The sequence below is a fragment of the Rhodohalobacter sp. 614A genome, assembly GCF_021462415.1.
Taxonomy (GTDB): Bacteria; Bacteroidota; Rhodothermia; order Balneolales; family Balneolaceae; genus Rhodohalobacter.
Window position 1 is genome coordinate 110,894 of sequence record NZ_JAKEDS010000002.1, and the last position, 18,395, is coordinate 129,288.

The 18,395-nt window shown below is 41.2% G+C and carries 16 protein-coding genes; 10 read left to right on the plus strand and 6 right to left on the minus strand.

Annotation, left to right across the window (positions count from 1 at the left end):
* The first annotated feature begins 293 nt into the window (after positions 1-293).
* The 4 genes from L0B18_RS09355 (at position 294) to L0B18_RS09370 (ending at position 5,336) form a co-directional block, all read left to right on the plus strand.
* On the plus strand, positions 294-1,691 hold the full coding sequence (locus L0B18_RS09355; protein ID WP_234571499.1) for a 3-deoxy-7-phosphoheptulonate synthase class II: 1,398 nt from the start codon (positions 294-296) through the stop codon (positions 1,689-1,691).
* Positions 1,692-2,055: 364 nt separating this feature from the next.
* Entirely contained in the window at positions 2,056-2,484 is a 429-nt protein-coding gene (locus tag L0B18_RS09360) for an Hsp20/alpha crystallin family protein (RefSeq protein ID WP_234571500.1), read from the plus strand.
* Positions 2,485-2,658: 174 nt separating this feature from the next.
* Entirely contained in the window at positions 2,659-4,158 is a 1,500-nt protein-coding gene (locus L0B18_RS09365; RefSeq protein WP_234571501.1) for a Do family serine endopeptidase, read from the plus strand.
* A 212-nt stretch (positions 4,159-4,370) separates the two neighbouring features.
* Entirely contained in the window at positions 4,371-5,336 is a 966-nt protein-coding gene (locus L0B18_RS09370; protein ID WP_234571502.1) for a DnaJ C-terminal domain-containing protein, read from the plus strand.
* Between the two features lie 87 nt (positions 5,337-5,423).
* On the opposite strand, the gene L0B18_RS09375 is transcribed toward L0B18_RS09370, so the two are convergent.
* The gene (locus tag L0B18_RS09375; protein ID WP_234571503.1) at positions 5,424-6,164 is read right to left on the minus strand and encodes a hypothetical protein; all 741 of its coding nucleotides are present in this window, start codon (positions 6,162-6,164) and stop codon (positions 5,424-5,426) included.
* A 53-nt stretch (positions 6,165-6,217) separates the two neighbouring features.
* Positions 6,218-7,585, minus strand: coding sequence for a hypothetical protein (locus L0B18_RS09380; RefSeq protein ID WP_234571504.1), 1,368 nt, complete (start codon positions 7,583-7,585; stop codon positions 6,218-6,220).
* 242 nt (positions 7,586-7,827) lie between these two features.
* Between L0B18_RS09380 and L0B18_RS09385 the strand changes: the two genes are divergently transcribed.
* Positions 7,828-8,598: a S1/P1 nuclease gene (locus tag L0B18_RS09385; RefSeq protein WP_234571505.1), complete on the plus strand. Its 771-nt coding sequence runs from the start codon at positions 7,828-7,830 to the stop codon at positions 8,596-8,598.
* Positions 8,599-8,732: 134 nt separating this feature from the next.
* On the opposite strand, the gene L0B18_RS09390 is transcribed toward L0B18_RS09385, so the two are convergent.
* Positions 8,733-9,269 (minus strand): macro domain-containing protein, encoded by a 537-nt coding sequence (locus L0B18_RS09390; protein ID WP_234571506.1) that lies wholly within the window; start codon positions 9,267-9,269, stop codon positions 8,733-8,735.
* A 469-nt stretch (positions 9,270-9,738) separates the two neighbouring features.
* On the opposite strand from L0B18_RS09390, the gene L0B18_RS09395 reads away from it, so the two are divergent.
* The 4 genes from L0B18_RS09395 to clpB all read left to right on the plus strand — a co-directional run bounded on the left by L0B18_RS09395 (position 9,739) and on the right by clpB (position 13,882).
* Positions 9,739-10,212, plus strand: a complete 474-nt coding sequence (locus tag L0B18_RS09395; protein WP_234571507.1) for a hypothetical protein — start codon at positions 9,739-9,741, stop codon at positions 10,210-10,212.
* Positions 10,213-10,391: 179 nt separating this feature from the next.
* Positions 10,392-10,646 carry a hypothetical protein gene (locus L0B18_RS09400; RefSeq protein WP_234571508.1) on the plus strand — a complete coding sequence of 85 codons (255 nt, stop codon included), beginning with the start codon at positions 10,392-10,394 and terminating at the stop codon, positions 10,644-10,646.
* Positions 10,643-11,029: a hypothetical protein gene (locus L0B18_RS09405; RefSeq protein ID WP_234571509.1), complete on the plus strand. Its 387-nt coding sequence runs from the start codon at positions 10,643-10,645 to the stop codon at positions 11,027-11,029. Before L0B18_RS09400 ends, L0B18_RS09405 begins: the two co-directional genes overlap by 4 nt.
* A 216-nt stretch (positions 11,030-11,245) precedes the next feature.
* The gene (clpB, locus tag L0B18_RS09410; protein ID WP_234571510.1) at positions 11,246-13,882 is read left to right on the plus strand and encodes an ATP-dependent chaperone ClpB; all 2,637 of its coding nucleotides are present in this window, start codon (positions 11,246-11,248) and stop codon (positions 13,880-13,882) included.
* Between the two features lie 160 nt (positions 13,883-14,042).
* On the opposite strand, the gene L0B18_RS09415 is transcribed toward clpB, so the two are convergent.
* The 3 genes from L0B18_RS09415 to L0B18_RS09425 form a co-directional block, all read right to left on the minus strand.
* Positions 14,043-14,453, minus strand: a complete 411-nt coding sequence (locus tag L0B18_RS09415; protein WP_234571511.1) for a DUF1761 domain-containing protein — start codon at positions 14,451-14,453, stop codon at positions 14,043-14,045.
* Between the two features lie 106 nt (positions 14,454-14,559).
* Positions 14,560-15,660, minus strand: a complete 1,101-nt coding sequence (locus L0B18_RS09420) for an aminopeptidase (protein WP_234571512.1) — start codon at positions 15,658-15,660, stop codon at positions 14,560-14,562.
* A gap of 9 nt (positions 15,661-15,669) precedes the next feature.
* Positions 15,670-16,284, minus strand: coding sequence for an ABC transporter ATP-binding protein (locus L0B18_RS09425; RefSeq protein WP_234571513.1), 615 nt, complete (start codon positions 16,282-16,284; stop codon positions 15,670-15,672).
* 142 nt (positions 16,285-16,426) lie between these two features.
* Between L0B18_RS09425 and L0B18_RS09430 the strand changes: the two genes are divergently transcribed.
* Complete coding sequence (locus L0B18_RS09430; RefSeq protein ID WP_234571514.1) at positions 16,427-18,379, plus strand: hypothetical protein; 1,953 nt, start codon at positions 16,427-16,429, stop codon at positions 18,377-18,379.
* Positions 18,380-18,395: the final 16 nt, after the last annotated feature.

An 18,395-nucleotide genomic window follows, 5' to 3' on the forward strand; every position in this document is an offset into this window, starting at 1 on the left:
TGTAGGTTAAAACTTGTAAGATACAAAGAGTATTGATGAACAACATCCCTTTCAACAATGAAAAAAAGAAACGCATTCATGTTTTGCTAGATTGTTTTATGATTTAAAAAGTGAGTTCGGGCGAAGTCGAAAACCCGCTGAATATTTTCCGTCTTCCTTCTTAAAAAAGCTCAACACTTAGTTCATTGTTTCGTTCTCAATTGTATAATTACAGGATGCACTATTAAAACTTTATCAATTCATAAAATGATGCTTATATTTAGGGTCTTTTTGAACCGTATTTAATTTTAGACATGAGTACTATCGCCAAACGAGCCAATAAAATTGAAGTCCCCGATCTGATGGAAGGCCATGGTTGGCATCCGCTTTCCTGGAATGATAAAGAAATTGAACAACTCCCCGAGTATCCTGATACCGCAGAACTTCAGGCAGCATTTGAAGAATTGAAGTCACTTCCTCCGCTGATTACATCCTGGGAAATTGAAGCTTTAAAAGAAAAACTAGCCAGAGTTTCCAAAGGAGAAGCTTTTTTGTTGCAGGGAGGCGATTGTGCTGAAACGTTCGATGCCTGCCGCTCTCCAAAACTTGTAAATCTGCTGAAAGTGATTCTCCAGATGAGTTTCATTATGATTCATGAAATGGGAACCGAAGTGGTTCGTGTTGGCAGAATTGCGGGTCAGTATGCGAAGCCGCGTTCCAAAGATTTTGAAGAAGTGAACGGCGAAAAAATGCTGAATTATCGCGGAGATCTTATCAATAGCTTTAAACCCGATGTGGAGGCGAGAAAGCCGGATCCCAGGCGATTACTCGAAGCATATCAAAAATCGGCTTTATCATTAAACTTTTTGAGGGCTCTTTCTGATGAAGGATTTGCGGATTTGCAACATCCAGAACAGTGGGAACTCGATTTTATGCATAATAATGAGTTCTATAAAGATTATGAGAGCATGGTTGCCTCCATCAACAATGCCATCAAATTTATGGAGACCATTACTCCAAACCGGTTCAATACCATTCATAAAGTGGATCTCTATACGTCTCATGAAGCACTGAATCTTTTTTATGATTCTGCTCAAACAAGAAGAGTTCCAAGAAAACAGGGTTGGTGGAATTTAAGCTCGCATATGGTTTGGTTGGGCAATCGTACACAACAGCTTGATGGCGCACATGTTGAATATTTGAAAGGGATTCAAAATCCGGTAGGGATTAAAGTGGGTCCTCCTTTTGATCTGGATAACCTGCTTTCCATGCTCGATGCCATCAATCCGTCTCACGAAGCCGGGAAAATTGTTCTGATAACACGAATGGGACACGGACAGGTTGAAAAAAATCTCCCATCGTTTATCCGTGCTGTTAAACAAAATGGGCATCCGGTGGTTTGGAGCTGTGATCCTATGCATGGCAATACATATTCTACGGGAAATAACATCAAAACCCGGAAATTCGAAGAGATTCTTGATGAAATCAGAATGACGTTCGATGTTCATCGATCCGAAGCCAGCTACCTTGGCGGGGTTCACCTCGAGTTGACCGGAGATAACGTAACCGAATGTGTGGGTGGTGCTAATGGTTTGAACGAAGATGGCCTTAGCCACAACTACGAAACCTACTGTGATCCACGGCTGAATTACGAACAAAGCCTTGAAATGGCATTTCTGGTAGCGAAAGAATGGAATAGAAGTTATCGGTAAGACTTTTTTGCATTTCTGTTTTTAAAGGGAAGGCATTGTTGCCTTCCCTTTTTTATTTGCAGCCCATCTATACCCAAACTTACTCTCAAAAAAGACGAACCAAACCAATGGTTATCAGGATCAGACAAAAAAATATGTTCTGATTCACGGTTTATACCCATCTCCGCCAACTTTACAGTTCTATAAAGACAGGTTGACCAACACATAATGTCAAACGGTCGGGTTACGTTATATAAATGAAATATCTGCAGATTGATATTTCAAGGTTGTCAGTTGTTTTTGTGGATTCTCAATTTGGCATTCAGATTGCATAATTAATAAGTGAAAACATGAATTATTAATCTTAACCAAAAGGTGATTTACTATGACACTTATTAAATATAATCAGCCAGGTAGAGATATTTTCGGAAAGAGATTTTCAGACATTATGGACGAATTCTTTAATGATGCGGTAGCAACAAGACAAACGTCATTTGCACCAAGCATTGATATTTCCGAAACCGACAAACAATACCTTATTGATGTTGAGCTTCCCGGAATCAGCAAAGAAGACATCGACCTCAATATTGAAAACAACACATTGACCATTTCCGGCGAACGTAAGTTCGAGAAAAAAGAAGATGGCAAGCAATACCACAGAGTGGAATCACACTATGGCAGCTTCAGCCGATCTTTTACACTGCCGGACAATGTAAAAACTGACAGCATTAATGCCACTTACAACAATGGAATACTGAATATAACCGTTGATAAAAGTGAGCAGCAAATGAAGAAGCAGATTAAGATTAAGTAAGTGAATGATTACAGAAGAGCTGTTCTACTTAGTCCCCTAAAGAGAGCAGGTTAGTTAGCGCCGGAGCTGCATTGACATGCACCTCCGGCATTTTTTTGAATTTTAAATGTATCAGACAATAAGAGACAAGTACTACGTTAATTGTCATTGTAAAAATTAAACTAATATTTATCTATGATGGACAGAATGAAAATAAGTATCCTTGCTATGCTGACAGTTGTATTCCTGTTCCTGGGAATGCATTATGCAACTGATAATGGATCGGATCATGCATCTGTTTTTAGCATGCCTGAGTTTAACACTGCGGAGGTGACCAAAGCAGAAGATGCCCCCATTTCTTCGCTTAAGGATTTTAACGATGCAATTGTAAATATTGTAGATCAAACCAATAAAACAGTTGTTACCATTACTACCACTCAGACGGTAACGCGACGGCAACAATCCCCGTTTTCTTTTTTCTTTGATGATCCCCGGTTTAACCAGGAGCAGGAATTTAGCCGTCAGGGATTGGGTTCAGGCGTGATTGTTTCAGAAGATGGATACATCCTCACAAACAATCACGTGATTGAAAATGCCGATGAGATTACGGTCAGACTTTTTGACGATGAAGAATTGGATGCGGAAATCGTAGGGACAGATCCGGCCAGTGATATTGCCGTTTTAAAAGTAGATACCGGTAATGAACTTCCAGCCATCTCGTTAGGAGACAGTGAGAATATTCGGGTTGGGGAAATGGTGCTGGCAATTGGTAGCCCATTAGGGCAGCAATTTGCACACTCCGTTTCTATGGGAATTGTAAGTGCAAGCGGCCGTTCCTCTTTGGGGTTAAATTCTTATGAAAATTACATCCAAACCGATGCCGCAATCAACCCTGGAAATTCCGGCGGTGCTCTTATCAATCTTGATGGAGAACTAATTGGAATTAACACAGCGATTGCCAGCCGAACCGGCGGTTACCAGGGACTTGGTTTTGCTATCCCGGTAAATATGGCTCGCAATGTAATGGAAGCCTTGATTACAGAAGGCCGTGTTGCACGTGGCTATCTTGGAATTACCTTTGGCGGAGAAGTAGACCGTACGATGGCCCGAGCACTTGGGCTTGAAAATGCAAGAGGCATTGTAGTTGGAGATGTGATGTCGGACGGACCCGCCGGAGAAGCTGGCCTCAAAGAAGGAGATGTGATCTTGGAACTGAATGGTCAGCGGGTTCAAAGCTGGATGGACTTCAGAGTGAAGATCGGAAACCGCAAACCCGGCGATGAAATTACACTTGGAGTCTTCAGAGATGGCGAGCGAATGGATTTTGATATCGAGTTGGGAGAGTTGGAAACTGAAGAAATGGCATCCAATAACATTCAGAATGAAGACATGGACAATCTCAGGGAAACACTTGGTTTCTCAGTGGAAGACCTGTCAGACAATATTCGTCGCCAGCTTGACCTTGGAGAAGGCGTTAATGGTGTAATTGTGAGCAATATCTCGCAAGCAAGCCAGGCTTATCGACAAGGTCTGCAACGTGGTGATGTGATTACGCGAGTGGGTGACGAAGAAGTTTCAACTCCCAATGAATTTTATAGTGCCATTCAAAGTTATATAAATGACGAAACTGAAGCTGTTTTACTTCGTGTAAATCGGCAAGGTAGAAACGTTTTTATTGCAATTGAATTGCAGTAAAAAGCCATGTGGTTATGGTTAAGGTTAGGGCCTCTGTCATTTTTTTGACAGAGGCTTTTTTTATGTTTATGATTTCCAGTTAACCTGCAAAATGACAAAAGGAAAGTGTAACGTGATGCAAAATTCCATAAATGACTGTCAATATCGCAAAAGGGATTTGTAGTGGCATATCTTTTGCATATTGATGGATAGATGAATGATGAGGAGTAAGTATGGAGTACAAAGATTATTATAAAATTTTAGGAGTTTCCAGAAGTGCTTCCCAGGACGAGATTAAAAAAAAGTATCGGAAGCTGGCGGCGAAATACCATCCCGATAAAAATCCGGACAATCCAAAAGCCGAGGATAAATTCAAGGAAGTTGGCGAAGCTTACGAAGTGCTGAAAGATCCTGAGAAACGCAAACTTTATGATAAAGTTGGCTCCGACTGGAAACGGTATCAACAGGCGGGCGCCAGTGCCGATGATTTTAACTGGGGCCAATATGCCAGAGGCGGCGGTGGCCAGCGGATTAATATGGATGATATTTTTGGTGGAGGCCGATCTGGCGGAGGCAGCCCATTCTCCAGCTTTTTTGAAACCATTTTTGGAGGTGGAGATCCTTTTGCCGGCAGACAGTCTCAGGCTCGCCAATATCAAAGCAATGCACGAACAGCTGCTCCCCAAAGGGGCCAAGATACAAAGGCCGAGATTGACATAGATTTGAAAGACGCCATGACCGGTATTGAAAAGCAATTCCGTGTAAATGGCGAAAGGGTTAAAATCAAAATTCCTGCTGGCATTGAAAGTGGTAAGCGATTGAAGCTCAAAGGAAAAGGGTTGCCGTCACAAACGGGAGGAACAAAAGGTGATTTATACCTGACGGTGAATGTAATTGAGCCTGAGGGCTTTGAACGCAGAGGAAGTGATATTCATCAAAAAGTACCCTTAAACCTTTATACGGCTGTTCTGGGAGGCGAGCTGACGGCTCAAACTTTGAATGGAAAAATCAAATTAAACATCCCGCCGGAAACTCAAAATGGAAAGATATTTCGTTTGGCCGGACGAGGTCTGCCTCCATTCAAAAAATCCGGAAAGAAAGGCGACTATTATCTCAAAACCGAGATCGTAATTCCCGAGAATCTCACCCCAAAAGAGAAGGAACTTTTTAAGAAGTTGGCTGAAGAACGTAAAAACTAATTGAATAATGCCACTGACTTACTGAGATTCTCATTAAATCAGTGGCACTTTAATTCAGCAAACTTCAATAAATAATCCAGGGAAGGATTAATCAAAAAGAACGCGTTTGTGGCCTCCGTGCAGAATATGAATCGGAATACTTAATCCCACATGAAAGCTAAGTGCATTCCCCTTTGAAACCAGTGTTTCAGTAAATTCTTCTCCATTTACGCTGTAGGTGACATCTGTAGTTTCAATACTTTGTAGCCCGTAATTATAAGTAACCCCGGCGGTCAGAATGAAATGCCGGAAAGGATAGATATTTAAATCTATTCCGGCCTCTGTCAGAAACTTATTCTTGTTTACAACATGGGTTACACTCCCGATTTCCTGAAAGTCAGTTTTGTTGATAGTACCATTAAGTACCTCTGTACTGTCTGAGTCTGTTTGATTGGTTAGCCAAACCAAACCAACTTTGGGTGCGAGGCTTATCCCCTTTATAAGTTTGAATTCCTTACTGACAATCAACGGAACCTTTAACGTAGAAAGAGTACTTTCGTCATCATCTTTACTGCCATATTGCGAACCGTCAGGTGTTTTAAAGTAATATGCTCTTGAAAGATTTGTGGTATAAATTCCTGTTTGAAATGACCAAGTCCCTTTGGCTATTCGGATAGGAACGCCAAAGATCAACTCTTCACTGGTTCCTGGTTGAAGAACATCTTCTTGCCCATCAACTGTAAAACTATACTGGTTCGTCCCGGCGGTAAACCCAGTATGTACAGAGAGTTGTGCGGTGGCAATAGCTGAGAAGAAAAAGCAGAAGATGAATAGAAAAAAGTACTTCATATAAAAAAAATTTTTAGTTGCGGTAATTTGGTTAAAAATAGTGAATAAAAGTATTAAAAAAGACCGCGTTTGAAGTAGTAGCGTAAGCCGACATTAAAGCGAAAGCGTCTTTCGTCCTCTGATTCTATGAGAGAGCCATTTGAAAATGCTTGCCAACTGTTCCAGAAATACTGATAATCGGCACTAGCAAAAAGAGAAAAACTATCTTCAATAAAATAGTCAAAGCTTGACACGAGAAATAGTCTGCTCCAGGGGGCACTATTTCTTCCGAACCTTAAATAATTCAAAGTCGTATTGACAAGAAATCTGTCCGTAATTGTGTAAAGCCAGCTTGCGGACGAATTGAAAATTTTATTGTTATTCAGTGGGGAGTCCTTACCCAGCACTTTATGATATTGGAATGATCCTGAGAATCCAATTTGATGTTTTAGCGAGAGGTTTTTAAACCATGAGCCACCAAATGTGGGGGTGAGAGAAGTTTGAGTTGAGGTTTCTTTGAAAGTATCTCCGTTATGCCTGTGTTCATCGAGTGAATAGTTTACGTTATGTTGCAGGTCAACTGTAGCAGAAACCTCCCAGCCTTCTCGCCTGGTACCTAAAGCTTCAGACGTTACATCAGTTAGATAAAGGAGATCGAATGGATCCAAAGTAGATAAATCAGTAGCTAAACGTTCATCCATGTCTCCCCAAAAATATTTTTGAGGTCGGTCATATGTTTGTTGATATCCGTTCAGCCGGGTAAATTGTTCTGCAGCCTGCATCATGTCTTGTTGAGTCATATTTTGGCTGTTATCCAGGGAGTTCATTCGTTCATTTAGCCGAAGAGACTTTATCATGGGGTTTACAGTACGTAAGCGCCCGTAACCGATCCCGATGGATAAGGTTGGCTCGAAAACTCTGTTCAAAGATTTTTCATCATACTCGGCGACTGACTCTGACACGCTCTTGTCCCACAGATTTACTTGTCTGAATAAACCGGAGAAACTTCCTTTAAAAAAATAATCAGAGCCATCCAGGAATAATTTTTCATCCAGCGACCATTGAAGATATAATTCGATATCATCTCTTTCATCTTCAACCCCTGTTCTGGAAGTTTGATTTCTGACACTGTAATCAATAATTGGATTGATCCTATATGTGGATACCCTTGGCTCCGACTCATAATAACGAATATATTGGGGAGCTAATCGGCCGGTAAATAAATTATCGGTAGCCGATGAATTAGACATTGTTGATTTACTTTTTTGGAATGCTCCATCTAAAGAAAAATCCAGGAATAAATTTGTATATCCCCATTCCGGCAGACGATAGTCCAGCAAAGGTTGAATATTCTCAGGATTGGAAAAGCCAATAGATTCCTGGGCAACAGCATAAAATGGGACTGAACAGAATGTAAGTAGGATAAGTAGTTTTTTGCTCATGATAAGTAGTCATTTAGTTAGTGTACCTTTTCAGCAAAATAGAAAATTGCAAGTAAATAACTACTGACATGATCATGTGATTCCATACCAGGTATTCTTAAAATAATCCGGTTAGCGTGTGTTTTTATAAGGTTATTTACATCAGAAAGATATTTTTAAAATTGGTTTCCAAACCCTTCAAACATTTTTACTTTCTGCTAATAACAAAGCTCGTATCTTAAAAGAAAAATAGTTAGACAGTTATGAATTTTTTGATATCACTACTACTCATCACAGGCTTTTTATTGAATACACACGAATCAGAGCGCTGGGGACAAATCGGCCATTATGTAACCGGCGAAATTGCAGAACAACATTTAAACGAGCACGCCAAAAAACGGGTCCAGGATCTTCTTGACAGTTCTATGCCTATGTCTGCGGTTTGGATGGACGACATTCGTTCAGATAGCAGCTATGATTTTGATACTTGGCATTACGTTACCATTCCCGATGGCGAAAAGTACGATCGCAGCCTGCAACCAGAAAGCGGTGATATTATCTGGGCATTGGAAACACTCATTTCTGAATTAAAAGCCGGCGGACTTTCAGAAGAAGAAGAACTGGAAAAGTTGAAGTTAGTAATACATATGATCGGAGACATCCACCAACCACTGCATGTGGGAACCGGTGAAGATCGTGGTGGAAATGACGTTCGGCTCCAATGGTTTGGAGAGAACAGCAACCTGCATGCCGTTTGGGATAGCGGCATGATTGATTCCATTCAAATGAGTTATTCAGAGATCGCTGAAGAGTTAAACGTGGTTTCTCCGGAACAGGTTGAGGAGTGGCAAAGTGCCACCGTTCGCGAGTGGGCATACGAATCCATGGAATACAGGGATGAAGTTTATGACTTGCCCGATAACATGCGAATTAGCTACGAATACCGGTATTTCAAAAAAGACATTGCTTTCAAACGATTACTCCAGGCAGGTGTTCGAATGGCGGGAGTATTGAACGAAATCTACGGGGAATAAGAATTTCCCAAAGTTTGTCTTTTTTTGAATTGATTACTCACCGGGATTTATCGAAATATACTTTAGCATGGCCCGTCAGCTTCATGATTTAAGAGAATTCAGTGGGTAGCTTAAAATATCAACCAACCGCTTGATCAGCCCGTAATTTCTTTCAACACTTCTTTATGGATTTGATAATCATCTTCTCCAAAGAGCACAAACCTGACCATGAGCACATGTTCAAAACTACCCGATAGATCCATCACTGTTGTTAATGCAATTTTTGCCGCTTCTTTTTTGGGATAACCAAATACCCCGGTAGAAATGGCGGGAAAGGCAATGGATGTGATCATATTTTCATCAGCTATTTTTAAAGCATTTTCATAACAATTTTTCAAGAATTTATCCTCAGGTTTGTCTTTTCCATAAACAGGACCTAAGCAATGAATGATATGCTTATTGGGAAAATTGGGTGCTGATGAAATAACCGCTTCACCCGGAGATATTGGAGCCATACTTCGTGTCTCTTCTGTTAATTCGGGATCACCGATTGTGTGAATAGCACCGGCTACTCCTCCGCCGGTTCGCAATTGAGCATTTGCTGCATTTACAATCGCATCACAGTCGGGCTGATCAACAATATTTCCCTGTTTTATTTCTAAGATTATTGCATTGAATTTATTTTGTGTCATGGTAATGTTACCTAAATATTATCAAGTTTACTCTCATCTTTCTTAATTTTGGACCCGTCGCTCTCAAAACCCGCACAAAAAAAATGCAAAATGCCTGTCAGAGTTACAAAAACGTAAAAAACGAAGCGCTTTTAGTCATTTAAAAAGCAAAAAAATATATGTTTTTTTGTCAGAAATATGACTTAAAAAATCGAAAGCGCTTTCTCTAAAAATAGAAAATGTAACCGCTTTTTTCGAGAAATAATCCATAATTAGTTTTGACTACACAAGGACGATATTAAGACAATGTTAAGGGAAAATAATAGAAAGGGCTTCCAATGATGAAAAGATGTAATTATGACATTATCCTATAAAATAGACTGGAAAAAATACTGGATAAACTCTTGAATTAGGAGGCTTTCCCCCCCTAACTTTTAATCGAGTTGATAAACAATCAATCTCAATTAAACCGCAATAAATAATCATACAAATGAAAGCTCTAAAAATTGTAACCGCTGTTAGTTTCTTACTCGTAGCAAGCTTGTCAGCAGCAAGTAGCTTATTCGCTGCTTCTGATGTGGCTGAAGATTCTGTAGTAGTTGCAAAATTTCAAAATGAGAAAGAACTCTTCACCAAACTGGAAAGAGGACTGATCTATAACTTGAATTCTAATGTAAAGGGAGTTGTTGAATCTTCTCTTTATAATGCAATCAACTATAAAATTGCTTACCCTGAATTCGATTCACAAAAAGTGAAAGAGTTGATCAGCAGAATTGCACTTGAGGGAGAGAGTCACTCACTGAGATACAAAGCATACCTCACTTTGGCTTATTACAAACACCCGAGTCAGTTTGATTCTCCCGAAGCGCTGTTGTCCATGTTGGATTACAAGCATCAGGACGGAATCTTCTTCTATCTACAGGACAAGGTTCAGACTGAACAATTCACTTCTAACATAAATTAGATCCGAATACATGGTGAACTGGCTACTATAATAAAATGTCAGGTTGCCTGTGCTAATCAATGGAGCAGTTTTAGAAATTAAGACTGTAACCCACCATACATCAATCCGGTTGATTCCTTCTCAACAGAATGCGAATCAGCCGGATTTCATTTTTTTCATGAACAGAAATGGAGGTTTTCATGAAAACAGAGAAAGTCAGGATTAAAAACGGGGCCATAGAATTACCCGAAAAAGTACGATTATCTATGAATTTGAAAGATGACGAAACCGTACTTCTTGAACTGAATGAAGACGGAACCGTAACTCTTCGAAAGAATGATACGATTGCCAATTTGAAAGGAATTATCAAAAAGGGCGAAACCCCGGAAATACAGGTAAACGGGTTTTATAATTTACAATTTGAGACGTCCTCAAACGGACAGGGGAAACAATGAAAGCTTTAAATACTGAGATTTTATTGAAATACCTGGTAGAAGGCGAGGAAAACGCGGATGATGCTGAGATGTTTTTTCATTCGGCATCACCTTCAGAAACCTATTTTTTAAATAATATTGTGTTGCATGAAGTTATCACATCCTTCGAGGAGAATGTGAAATTTGATAAGACAGACATTCTTAAAGTACTCTCTGCGTTGATCTCAAATTCACAAATACGATTTGAAAGCCGGGAGGCTGTAACCGATGCGATTGAAATGTATAAGATCGGGCGTGTTGGTTTTTCAGAATGTCTGAAAACAGTAATTAACAGAAAGCATCAATCAGAAGAAATTTCTTCTGTGCAGAGCACTAAAAAAAGAAAAATGAAAGCTGTTGTGTAATTTAGCTGTTTAGATTTTTTTTCTTCAAATACTCAGTGTCCATTCTGCCATAACCCTCATCTGTGTCATCAATATGACAGTAATCTGCCAACTCCGTTTGTTTTTTCATTGAATTGGAGTCCGCAACGTCAGGAATCTGCAAATCCGACAGTTCTTTTTTGGGAGGTACGATTTTAGCAACTTACTTATAGAAAATGATCAAACTATAAGTGAGATATGAATTTCAATAAATTTACCATAAAAGCTCAGGAAGCCGTTCAGGCGGGGCTTGAACTTGCTCAAAATCATAATCACCAAGCGGTAGAACCGGCCCATATTTTGAGGGCATTGGTTTCTGATCCCGAGAATGTGACGGTAAACATTCTCAAAAAAGTGGGTGTTGCCATTCCCGCTTTGCATGACCGGTTGGATGGAATCATCAAGAAATTCCCGGTTGTAAAAGGCGCATCTGTTTCAGGCCAATATTTGTCGAACCATACAAAAGAAGTGTTCGACAAAGCCCAGAAAGAAGCGGATGATTTGGGTGATGAATACATCAGTTCAGAACACATTTTACTTGGATTGCTCCAGGCTGGTTCTGAAACGGCTACGCTTTTAAAAGACCAGGGAGTTCAGAGAAAACAGATTTTAAAGATTCTCAAAGATGTTCGGGGCTCTCAAAAAGTGGATGACCCCAACGCAGAAAGCCGTTACCAGGCTCTCGAAAAATATGCCCGAAATCTCAATGAATTGGCTGAAAAGAATAAGCTTGATCCGGTTATTGGGCGTGACCAGGAAATTCGCCGCGTTATGCAAATTCTTTCTCGGCGGACCAAAAACAATCCTGTTTTGGTTGGGGAACCGGGTGTTGGTAAAACAGCGATTGCCGAGGGATTGGCACTGCGGATTGTACGCGGTGACGTGCCCGAAGGCCTGAAAACCAAGCAAATCGTTGCGCTCGATATGGGCGCTCTGGTCGCCGGTACCAAATTCCGTGGAGAATTTGAAGAACGCCTGAAGGCCGTTGTCCGCGAGGTCATTGACTCTGACGGCGAACTGATTCTTTTCATCGACGAAATTCACACACTTGTCGGAGCCGGTGCTACAGAAGGTTCAATGGATGCAGCCAATATCCTGAAACCGTCGTTGGCCAGGGGAGAACTGCATGCTATCGGGGCAACAACTCTCACCGAATACAGGAAGTATATTGAAAAAGACAAAGCGCTTGAACGGCGTTTGCAAACGGTTTATGTAGGCGAGCCCTCTGTTGAGGACACGGTTTCTATTTTGAGAGGATTGCAGGAGCGTTATGAAGTACATCATGGAGTTCGGATTACCGATGCCGCCATTGTAGCTGCTGCTGAACTTTCTCACCGTTACATTGCGGATCGCTTTCTTCCGGATAAAGCCATTGACTTGATTGATGAAGCGGCCTCGAGACTTCGATTACAGATCGATTCAATGCCGGAAGAACTCGATAGCATTGAACGGCAAATTCGTCAGCTTGAGATTGAACGTGAGGCCCTGAAGCGTGAGAAAGATGATGCCAAGCTCAAGGGCAATGAAAGAGAGCTGGCCGATCTTGAGGAAAGAAGAAGTTCGATGCGGGCACAGTGGGACTTGGAAAAGAACCTGATCCAAAAAACACGTGAACTCAAGCAAGCCATCGAAACAGCCAGAATAGAGGCCGACAAAGCTGAAAGAGAAGGTTTGTACGAAAAAGTGGCTGAGTTGAGATACGGAACCATTACTCAGCTTGAGAAAGATTTGCAGAACACAAAGGCCGAACTTGACGACGTTCAGGAGGGCCGTTCATTACTCAAAGAACAGGTTGAGGCGGAAGAGATTGCCGATATCGTTTCACGCTGGACTGGAATTCCGGTGACTAAAATGCTATCCAGCGAACGGCAAAAATTACTGCTGCTCGAAGAAGAACTTCACAAACGGGTGATTGGTCAAGACCAGGCTATCGAAGCCGTTTCAGATGCTGTTCGCCGTGCTCGTGCAGGACTGCAGGATGAGAACCGTCCGATTGGTTCGTTCATGTTTCTCGGCTCAACCGGTGTTGGTAAAACCGAATTGGCAAGGTCTCTGGCGGATTTTCTCTTCAATGATGAAGATGCCATGATACGGATCGACATGAGTGAATATATGGAAAAACACAGTGTGAGCCGATTGATTGGCGCACCTCCGGGATATGTTGGATACGACGAAGGCGGTCAGTTGACAGAAGCCGTTCGAAGAAAACCGTATTCGGTGGTGCTGTTGGATGAAATCGAGAAAGCTCATCCGGATGCATTCAACATTTTATTGCAGGTTCTGGATGACGGGAGGTTAACCGATAACAAAGGCGTGACAGTCGATTTCACGAATACCATTGTGATTATGACGAGTAACATCGGTTCTCATTTGATTTCTGACCAGATCGAGAAAACCGGTGGAGAGATGGACGAGGAAATGTACAGAACTCTTCAGGATGAGTTGCTGGATCAACTGAGAAAAACCATTCGTCCAGAGTTTCTGAACCGGATTGATGATGTGGTTATTTTCCATCCGCTCAATCAAAAACACATTCGTTCTATTGTGGATATTCAGCTTAAACGCGTCGAAAAAATGCTTTTACGCAACAAAGTTTCACTTTCAGTAACCGACAAAGTGAAAGACTGGCTGGCCAAGCGTGGATACGATCCGGTTTATGGTGCACGGCCGCTCAAGCGGCTTATTCAAACCGAAATCGTTAACCAGTTAGCCAAGCAACTGATTAAGCGGGATGACGACTCACAACATATTGAGTACGAAGCAACGGTCAGCAAAGACGGAAACCGCCTCGAATTTGCAGAAGTGTTCAGCGATGCCGAAGCGTGGGCGGATTAATGAGAGAAAAGTGAAAGGTGAAAAGACAGAAGAGAGCACATGTCATTGCGAGTGAGTTTGCGAACGGGGCAATCCCCTAAACTGGAATCAGGAGATTGCTGCGGTGTCGCTATGCTCCTCCTCGCAATGATTTTTTAATGCCTATTCAATTTTTTCTTCATTACCACCACCCGAGAACCAGGCCTGCCAACACCAATCCCACAACATGATATCCATTATCCAAAAAGTGCAGCTTCATCGGGATATTGGTAAAAATTCCGGTTGTTCCGGCAAGTGAAAAAACAAATCCAGCACCGGCGCCAAACCCTATTAAAGCGCCATTTCCGGCGCTGTTTACTCCAAGTACGGTGATAAACATTGCAAGGGAAATGACCCCGATGAATTGCAGGATAACCGAATAAAGATAAATAACAGGATTTGGTTGCTCCATGGTTTCTTTATCCAGATTTCGGAGCTTCATCCAGATATTTCCAAAAAGCACGGGGCTATACCAAAGCGCCCCTAAAACAAAATACACTACTGTTGCTACAAGTATCGAAAGCCAATTGAGAGAAGAAAGCAGTTCAGACATGAGTGTAGTTATTAGGTGAAAGTTTCACCCTATTTAGCTAAGAAAATCTGAAAAAACAATAGAGCTCTGTTAAGCTGTCATAAACAGCTTTTCAAGACAATCTTCCTCAAAGCAGTGTATCAGGATTCAGTCCTTTCAGTTCATCCTTTACAAAAGTTCGTCCTTCACGAATAAGTTCTCCATCGCAATAAACATCCGGACCGATGCAGACCAAATCCCAGTGAATGTTGCTGGAATTTCCGTTTGGAGCAATGGCATAATCTTTTCCAAGCGTAAGGTGATTTGAGCCGTAGATTTTTTCATCAAACAGAATATCGTACATCGGTTTTTCAATAACCGGGTTGAGACCAAAACTGAATTCACCAAATCGCCTTGCGCCTTCATCGGTATCCAGAATTTCTTCTAGCGCTGTATTGTTTGAGGAATCAAAATCTACAACCACACCGTTTTTCACCTCAAGTTTCACAAACTCAAATGGTTTTCCCTGGTAAACGGATGGGGCATAAGTGATATGACCATTCACAGAATCGAGAATGGGGGAGGAGAATAGTTCACCATCCGGAATATTTCTCTTGCCGAAACATGGAATCCAGTTCTGTCCTTTGACGGAGAACTCAATGTCAGTGCCATCTCCTTTCATTCGAATTATATCTGTTTTGCGCAACAGTTCTTCGAGCGGTTTCATGGCGTGCTCAAGTTTTTCATAATCAAAAATACAGGCGTCGTAATAGAACTTGCGGAATTTTTCAGTCGGCATCTTTGCATTCATGGCAAAAGCTGGTGAGGGATATCTCAACACCACCCAGTTTGTATGCTCAACTCTTTGCTTAAAGTGAACGGGATTCAGGAATTGTTTGGAATACGCGCTGTTTGCATCCTTCGGAACACCAGAATTTTCATAAATATTTTCAGCCGCCCGAATTCCCACAAAGGCGTCCATCTGTTTCATGAGAGGAAGTTGGTCAACCTCGGCCTGGTTTTTCCAGAAGTCTTCATCGCCATTTTCCAGTAATACCCGGTTAATTTCCGGATCTTCAATTTTAATAAATGGATTTGCGCTTCGCTTTCTCACCTCTTCAACCAGCGCTCTTAATAATCCGATTCCATTCAGCCCAATCAGTTGAAGCATAATGTTTTGTCCGGATTCAAGTTCGGTGCTGTGATCCAAAAGTTTTTGTGCAAGTTGTTGATCTTCCTGAGTATACATTTTAGTCTTTTATGATTTTGACAGTTCTATAATTTCGTTACAGAGTGCAAGCTCCTCTTTTTGGTTGGAGGCAATCAGCACCATTCGGTTTCGGCTGCTGAATTTTTCCACAAGATCTTTAACCACATCTTTCCCTGCTTCATCCAGGTTTGATCCGGGCTCATCCAGCATTAAAATTTCAGGATCATGAATAATTGCCGCCGCCAGCTTAATTCGTTGCTGCTGACCGGTTGACAAGTCTCCATAATGAAGTTCAGTGAGTTTATCGGCTCCTAACGGCTGCAGAACATCTTTCAATACGTTATCCTTCAAAGAGCGAACTTTTATGATGAAATCGAGATTTTCACGAACGGTCAATTCCTCATACAACTGTACATATGGAGCTGCATAACCGAGAGAATTCTTTAAGCCCGCTCGTTCAAGTTCCTTGTTATTCATCATCCATTTAACAGAACCGGTTGTGGGTTTCATCAGACCGGCCAGGCATCTCAAAAGAGTAGATTTTCCCGAGCCGTTCATTCCGGCAATTCCCAGTACGGTGGTGTCTGTTTTTATGGAAAGGCCGGAGAACACGGTCTTTCTGCCGAATCTTTTTTCAAGGTTTTCTGTAATCAATTGTATCATTGCCAAAAGGTAGGCTGAGATGAAGCAAAAAGAAAAGAATTTTTAAAATGCCAGAGTAATTTTCTAAGAAATAGGAAATGTGATAAATTCCATTAATAGCATCATTTACCATTTGACAATGTAACCCCATTTCTACTCAACTATGGAGCAGTTTGCTGAACAAATCACAGAAAGTTTAATTCAACAGCTATCCAAAGAAGCTGATTTTTTTACCCCTCAGGAACTGCTCTCATACGGTATTTCCAGTGTGGTTGTAGAAACATTAAGAAGAAATGTTGTGTCTACAATTGAGTCTGGTATGAATTTGCCTGCAACCGATTGGGTTCAAACAGACTCTGAAAAAGTATTGGCTGCCTGGAATGTTTTCGTGGATGTATCCAAACAACACATCAGGATTCCGGCATCCAGAATTTCCAACCTGTTGGAAGAAGCCGTAGAGCAATGCCTTGAGCTGGCATTGAAACCGAGACAATCTGTTCCGGAAATTATTTTCAAAACCCGCAAGACAATTGACCCGGAAACTGCAAAAATGCGTGTTGCAGCTCTTGTGGTGAATCAACAATTGGGTCTTGCTCTTTTGAGATATATGGAAAAGAAAGAGAAGCCGGAGCTTTCTCTTGATGAGGCCCGCGAACTCATCAGAAAGATAGATGAGAAATTGGTTGAGAATTATCATCCGTTAAACTGGGCACAGTCATTAAAACCTGTTTTTGAATTAGCAGGTTCTGCCGTGCATTCCGAGCTCTTTCGCATGTATTTTGAAGACAAAGAAAAACTCGGCATTGCCCGAAAGTTTGATCTTCTGGAGAAGGATTTGAATGAGACGGAATTCATTGAATTTATGAGTTCAGCCGACTTATTGGATGTTGACGATTTTGAAGATTCCCAATCCGAACTGTTTGTTACGGATGAAGAGATTCCTACTCAGACTGAATATGAAGAAGAGGACTCTTTTGAAGAGGAATCTGTGGAGCTGGATGAGGAAAAAGTGAATTCTGAATTCCTTGAGGAGGATGAGCCTCCTTTTGATTTGGAAGATGAAAATGAACCGGAAGAACAGCCCGTTTTTGAAGATAAAATATTTGAAGAGGCTGACGAAGAGGAACAGGAAACTATTCAACAGGATTACCCCTCAGAAGACGAGGAGCTAGAGGATGAAGAATCTGAAATAGAAGAATCCGAAGATCTTGATCTTGAGGACGAGACAACTCAAAAAGAGGAAAATATTGTCAATCTGTTTTCACAAATTACAAAAGAGGAAGATGATGGGGACCTCTATTACCTCGAAAAAGAAGAAGAGAGTCGTTTGTCACTTGTGGAACCTGAAGAAGAGGACGATGACGATAATATTACTCTTCTGAACAAATTCATGTTTGATGAAAGCGTGTCAGATAATGATGAAGATTTTGAAGACGAAAGTGAAAACGAGATCCGACCGAAAAAAGAACCGTCATCCATTTATGACGAAATGAATCTTGTTAAGGAAAATCATCAGAGAAATGAAAGAGCGCCGGAAGTTTTTGATGAAATTTCTGATGAGGAAGATGCAGGAGATGAAGAAGACGAATCGGATGAAGGTCTCTCATACAAAATTGAAACGAGAGAAGAAGAGGCTGAAGATGCTTTAGAGGAATCTCAACCTGTAGAAAATGAAGCGGAAGAACCTGATGCGGAAAGTGAAGAAGATCTGCCTATGTGGCGATCATTTTTGGAGAGGGATGATCTTGAAACCGATTCAGGTTATGAATATGAGGATGAAGACGATGATGAAGAAGAATTCGAAGACGAGGAGGAATTTATAGAGGAACCGATTTATGATCTGACCGTCTCCGAACCCGATCCCGAAGAAAAACTCAGGGATATTTCGAAATGGATGGATGATGAGAAAGATCGGTTTATAGAAGAAATTTTTAGAAGTTCTGAAGTTGCGTACGAACAGGCACTCATCGAAATTTTGGATTTTGATAGCTGGAAAAGTGCGTCGCATTATCTTGAAAGGGAGGTTTTTTCGAGAAATAGAATAGATGTGTATGATGAAGCCGCGGTAGATTTTACCGATCGATTGCACAGCTATTTTATGGAAAACAAATCATAACATGACTAATCGAGAT

Bases quoted from the DNA above. Each gene is read 5' to 3' on its own strand.
- L0B18_RS09355 (WP_234571499.1), top strand. From the start codon at position 294: ATGAGTACTATCGCCAAACGAGCCAATAAAATTGAAGTCCCCGATCTG.
- L0B18_RS09360 (WP_234571500.1), top strand. From the start codon at position 2,056: ATGACACTTATTAAATATAATCAGCCAGGTAGAGATATTTTCGGAAAG.
- L0B18_RS09365 (WP_234571501.1), top strand. From the start codon at position 2,659: ATGATGGACAGAATGAAAATAAGTATCCTTGCTATGCTGACAGTTGTA.
- L0B18_RS09370 (WP_234571502.1), top strand. From the start codon at position 4,371: ATGGAGTACAAAGATTATTATAAAATTTTAGGAGTTTCCAGAAGTGCT.
- L0B18_RS09375 (WP_234571503.1), bottom strand. From the start codon at position 6,164: ATGAAGTACTTTTTTCTATTCATCTTCTGCTTTTTCTTCTCAGCTATT.
- L0B18_RS09380 (WP_234571504.1), bottom strand. From the start codon at position 7,585: ATGAGCAAAAAACTACTTATCCTACTTACATTCTGTTCAGTCCCATTT.
- L0B18_RS09385 (WP_234571505.1), top strand. From the start codon at position 7,828: ATGAATTTTTTGATATCACTACTACTCATCACAGGCTTTTTATTGAAT.
- L0B18_RS09390 (WP_234571506.1), bottom strand. From the start codon at position 9,269: ATGACACAAAATAAATTCAATGCAATAATCTTAGAAATAAAACAGGGA.
- L0B18_RS09395 (WP_234571507.1), top strand. From the start codon at position 9,739: ATGAAAGCTCTAAAAATTGTAACCGCTGTTAGTTTCTTACTCGTAGCA.
- L0B18_RS09400 (WP_234571508.1), top strand. From the start codon at position 10,392: ATGAAAACAGAGAAAGTCAGGATTAAAAACGGGGCCATAGAATTACCC.
- L0B18_RS09405 (WP_234571509.1), top strand. From the start codon at position 10,643: ATGAAAGCTTTAAATACTGAGATTTTATTGAAATACCTGGTAGAAGGC.
- clpB (WP_234571510.1), top strand. From the start codon at position 11,246: ATGAATTTCAATAAATTTACCATAAAAGCTCAGGAAGCCGTTCAGGCG.
- L0B18_RS09415 (WP_234571511.1), bottom strand. From the start codon at position 14,453: ATGTCTGAACTGCTTTCTTCTCTCAATTGGCTTTCGATACTTGTAGCA.
- L0B18_RS09420 (WP_234571512.1), bottom strand. From the start codon at position 15,660: ATGTATACTCAGGAAGATCAACAACTTGCACAAAAACTTTTGGATCAC.
- L0B18_RS09425 (WP_234571513.1), bottom strand. From the start codon at position 16,284: ATGATACAATTGATTACAGAAAACCTTGAAAAAAGATTCGGCAGAAAG.
- L0B18_RS09430 (WP_234571514.1), top strand. From the start codon at position 16,427: ATGGAGCAGTTTGCTGAACAAATCACAGAAAGTTTAATTCAACAGCTA.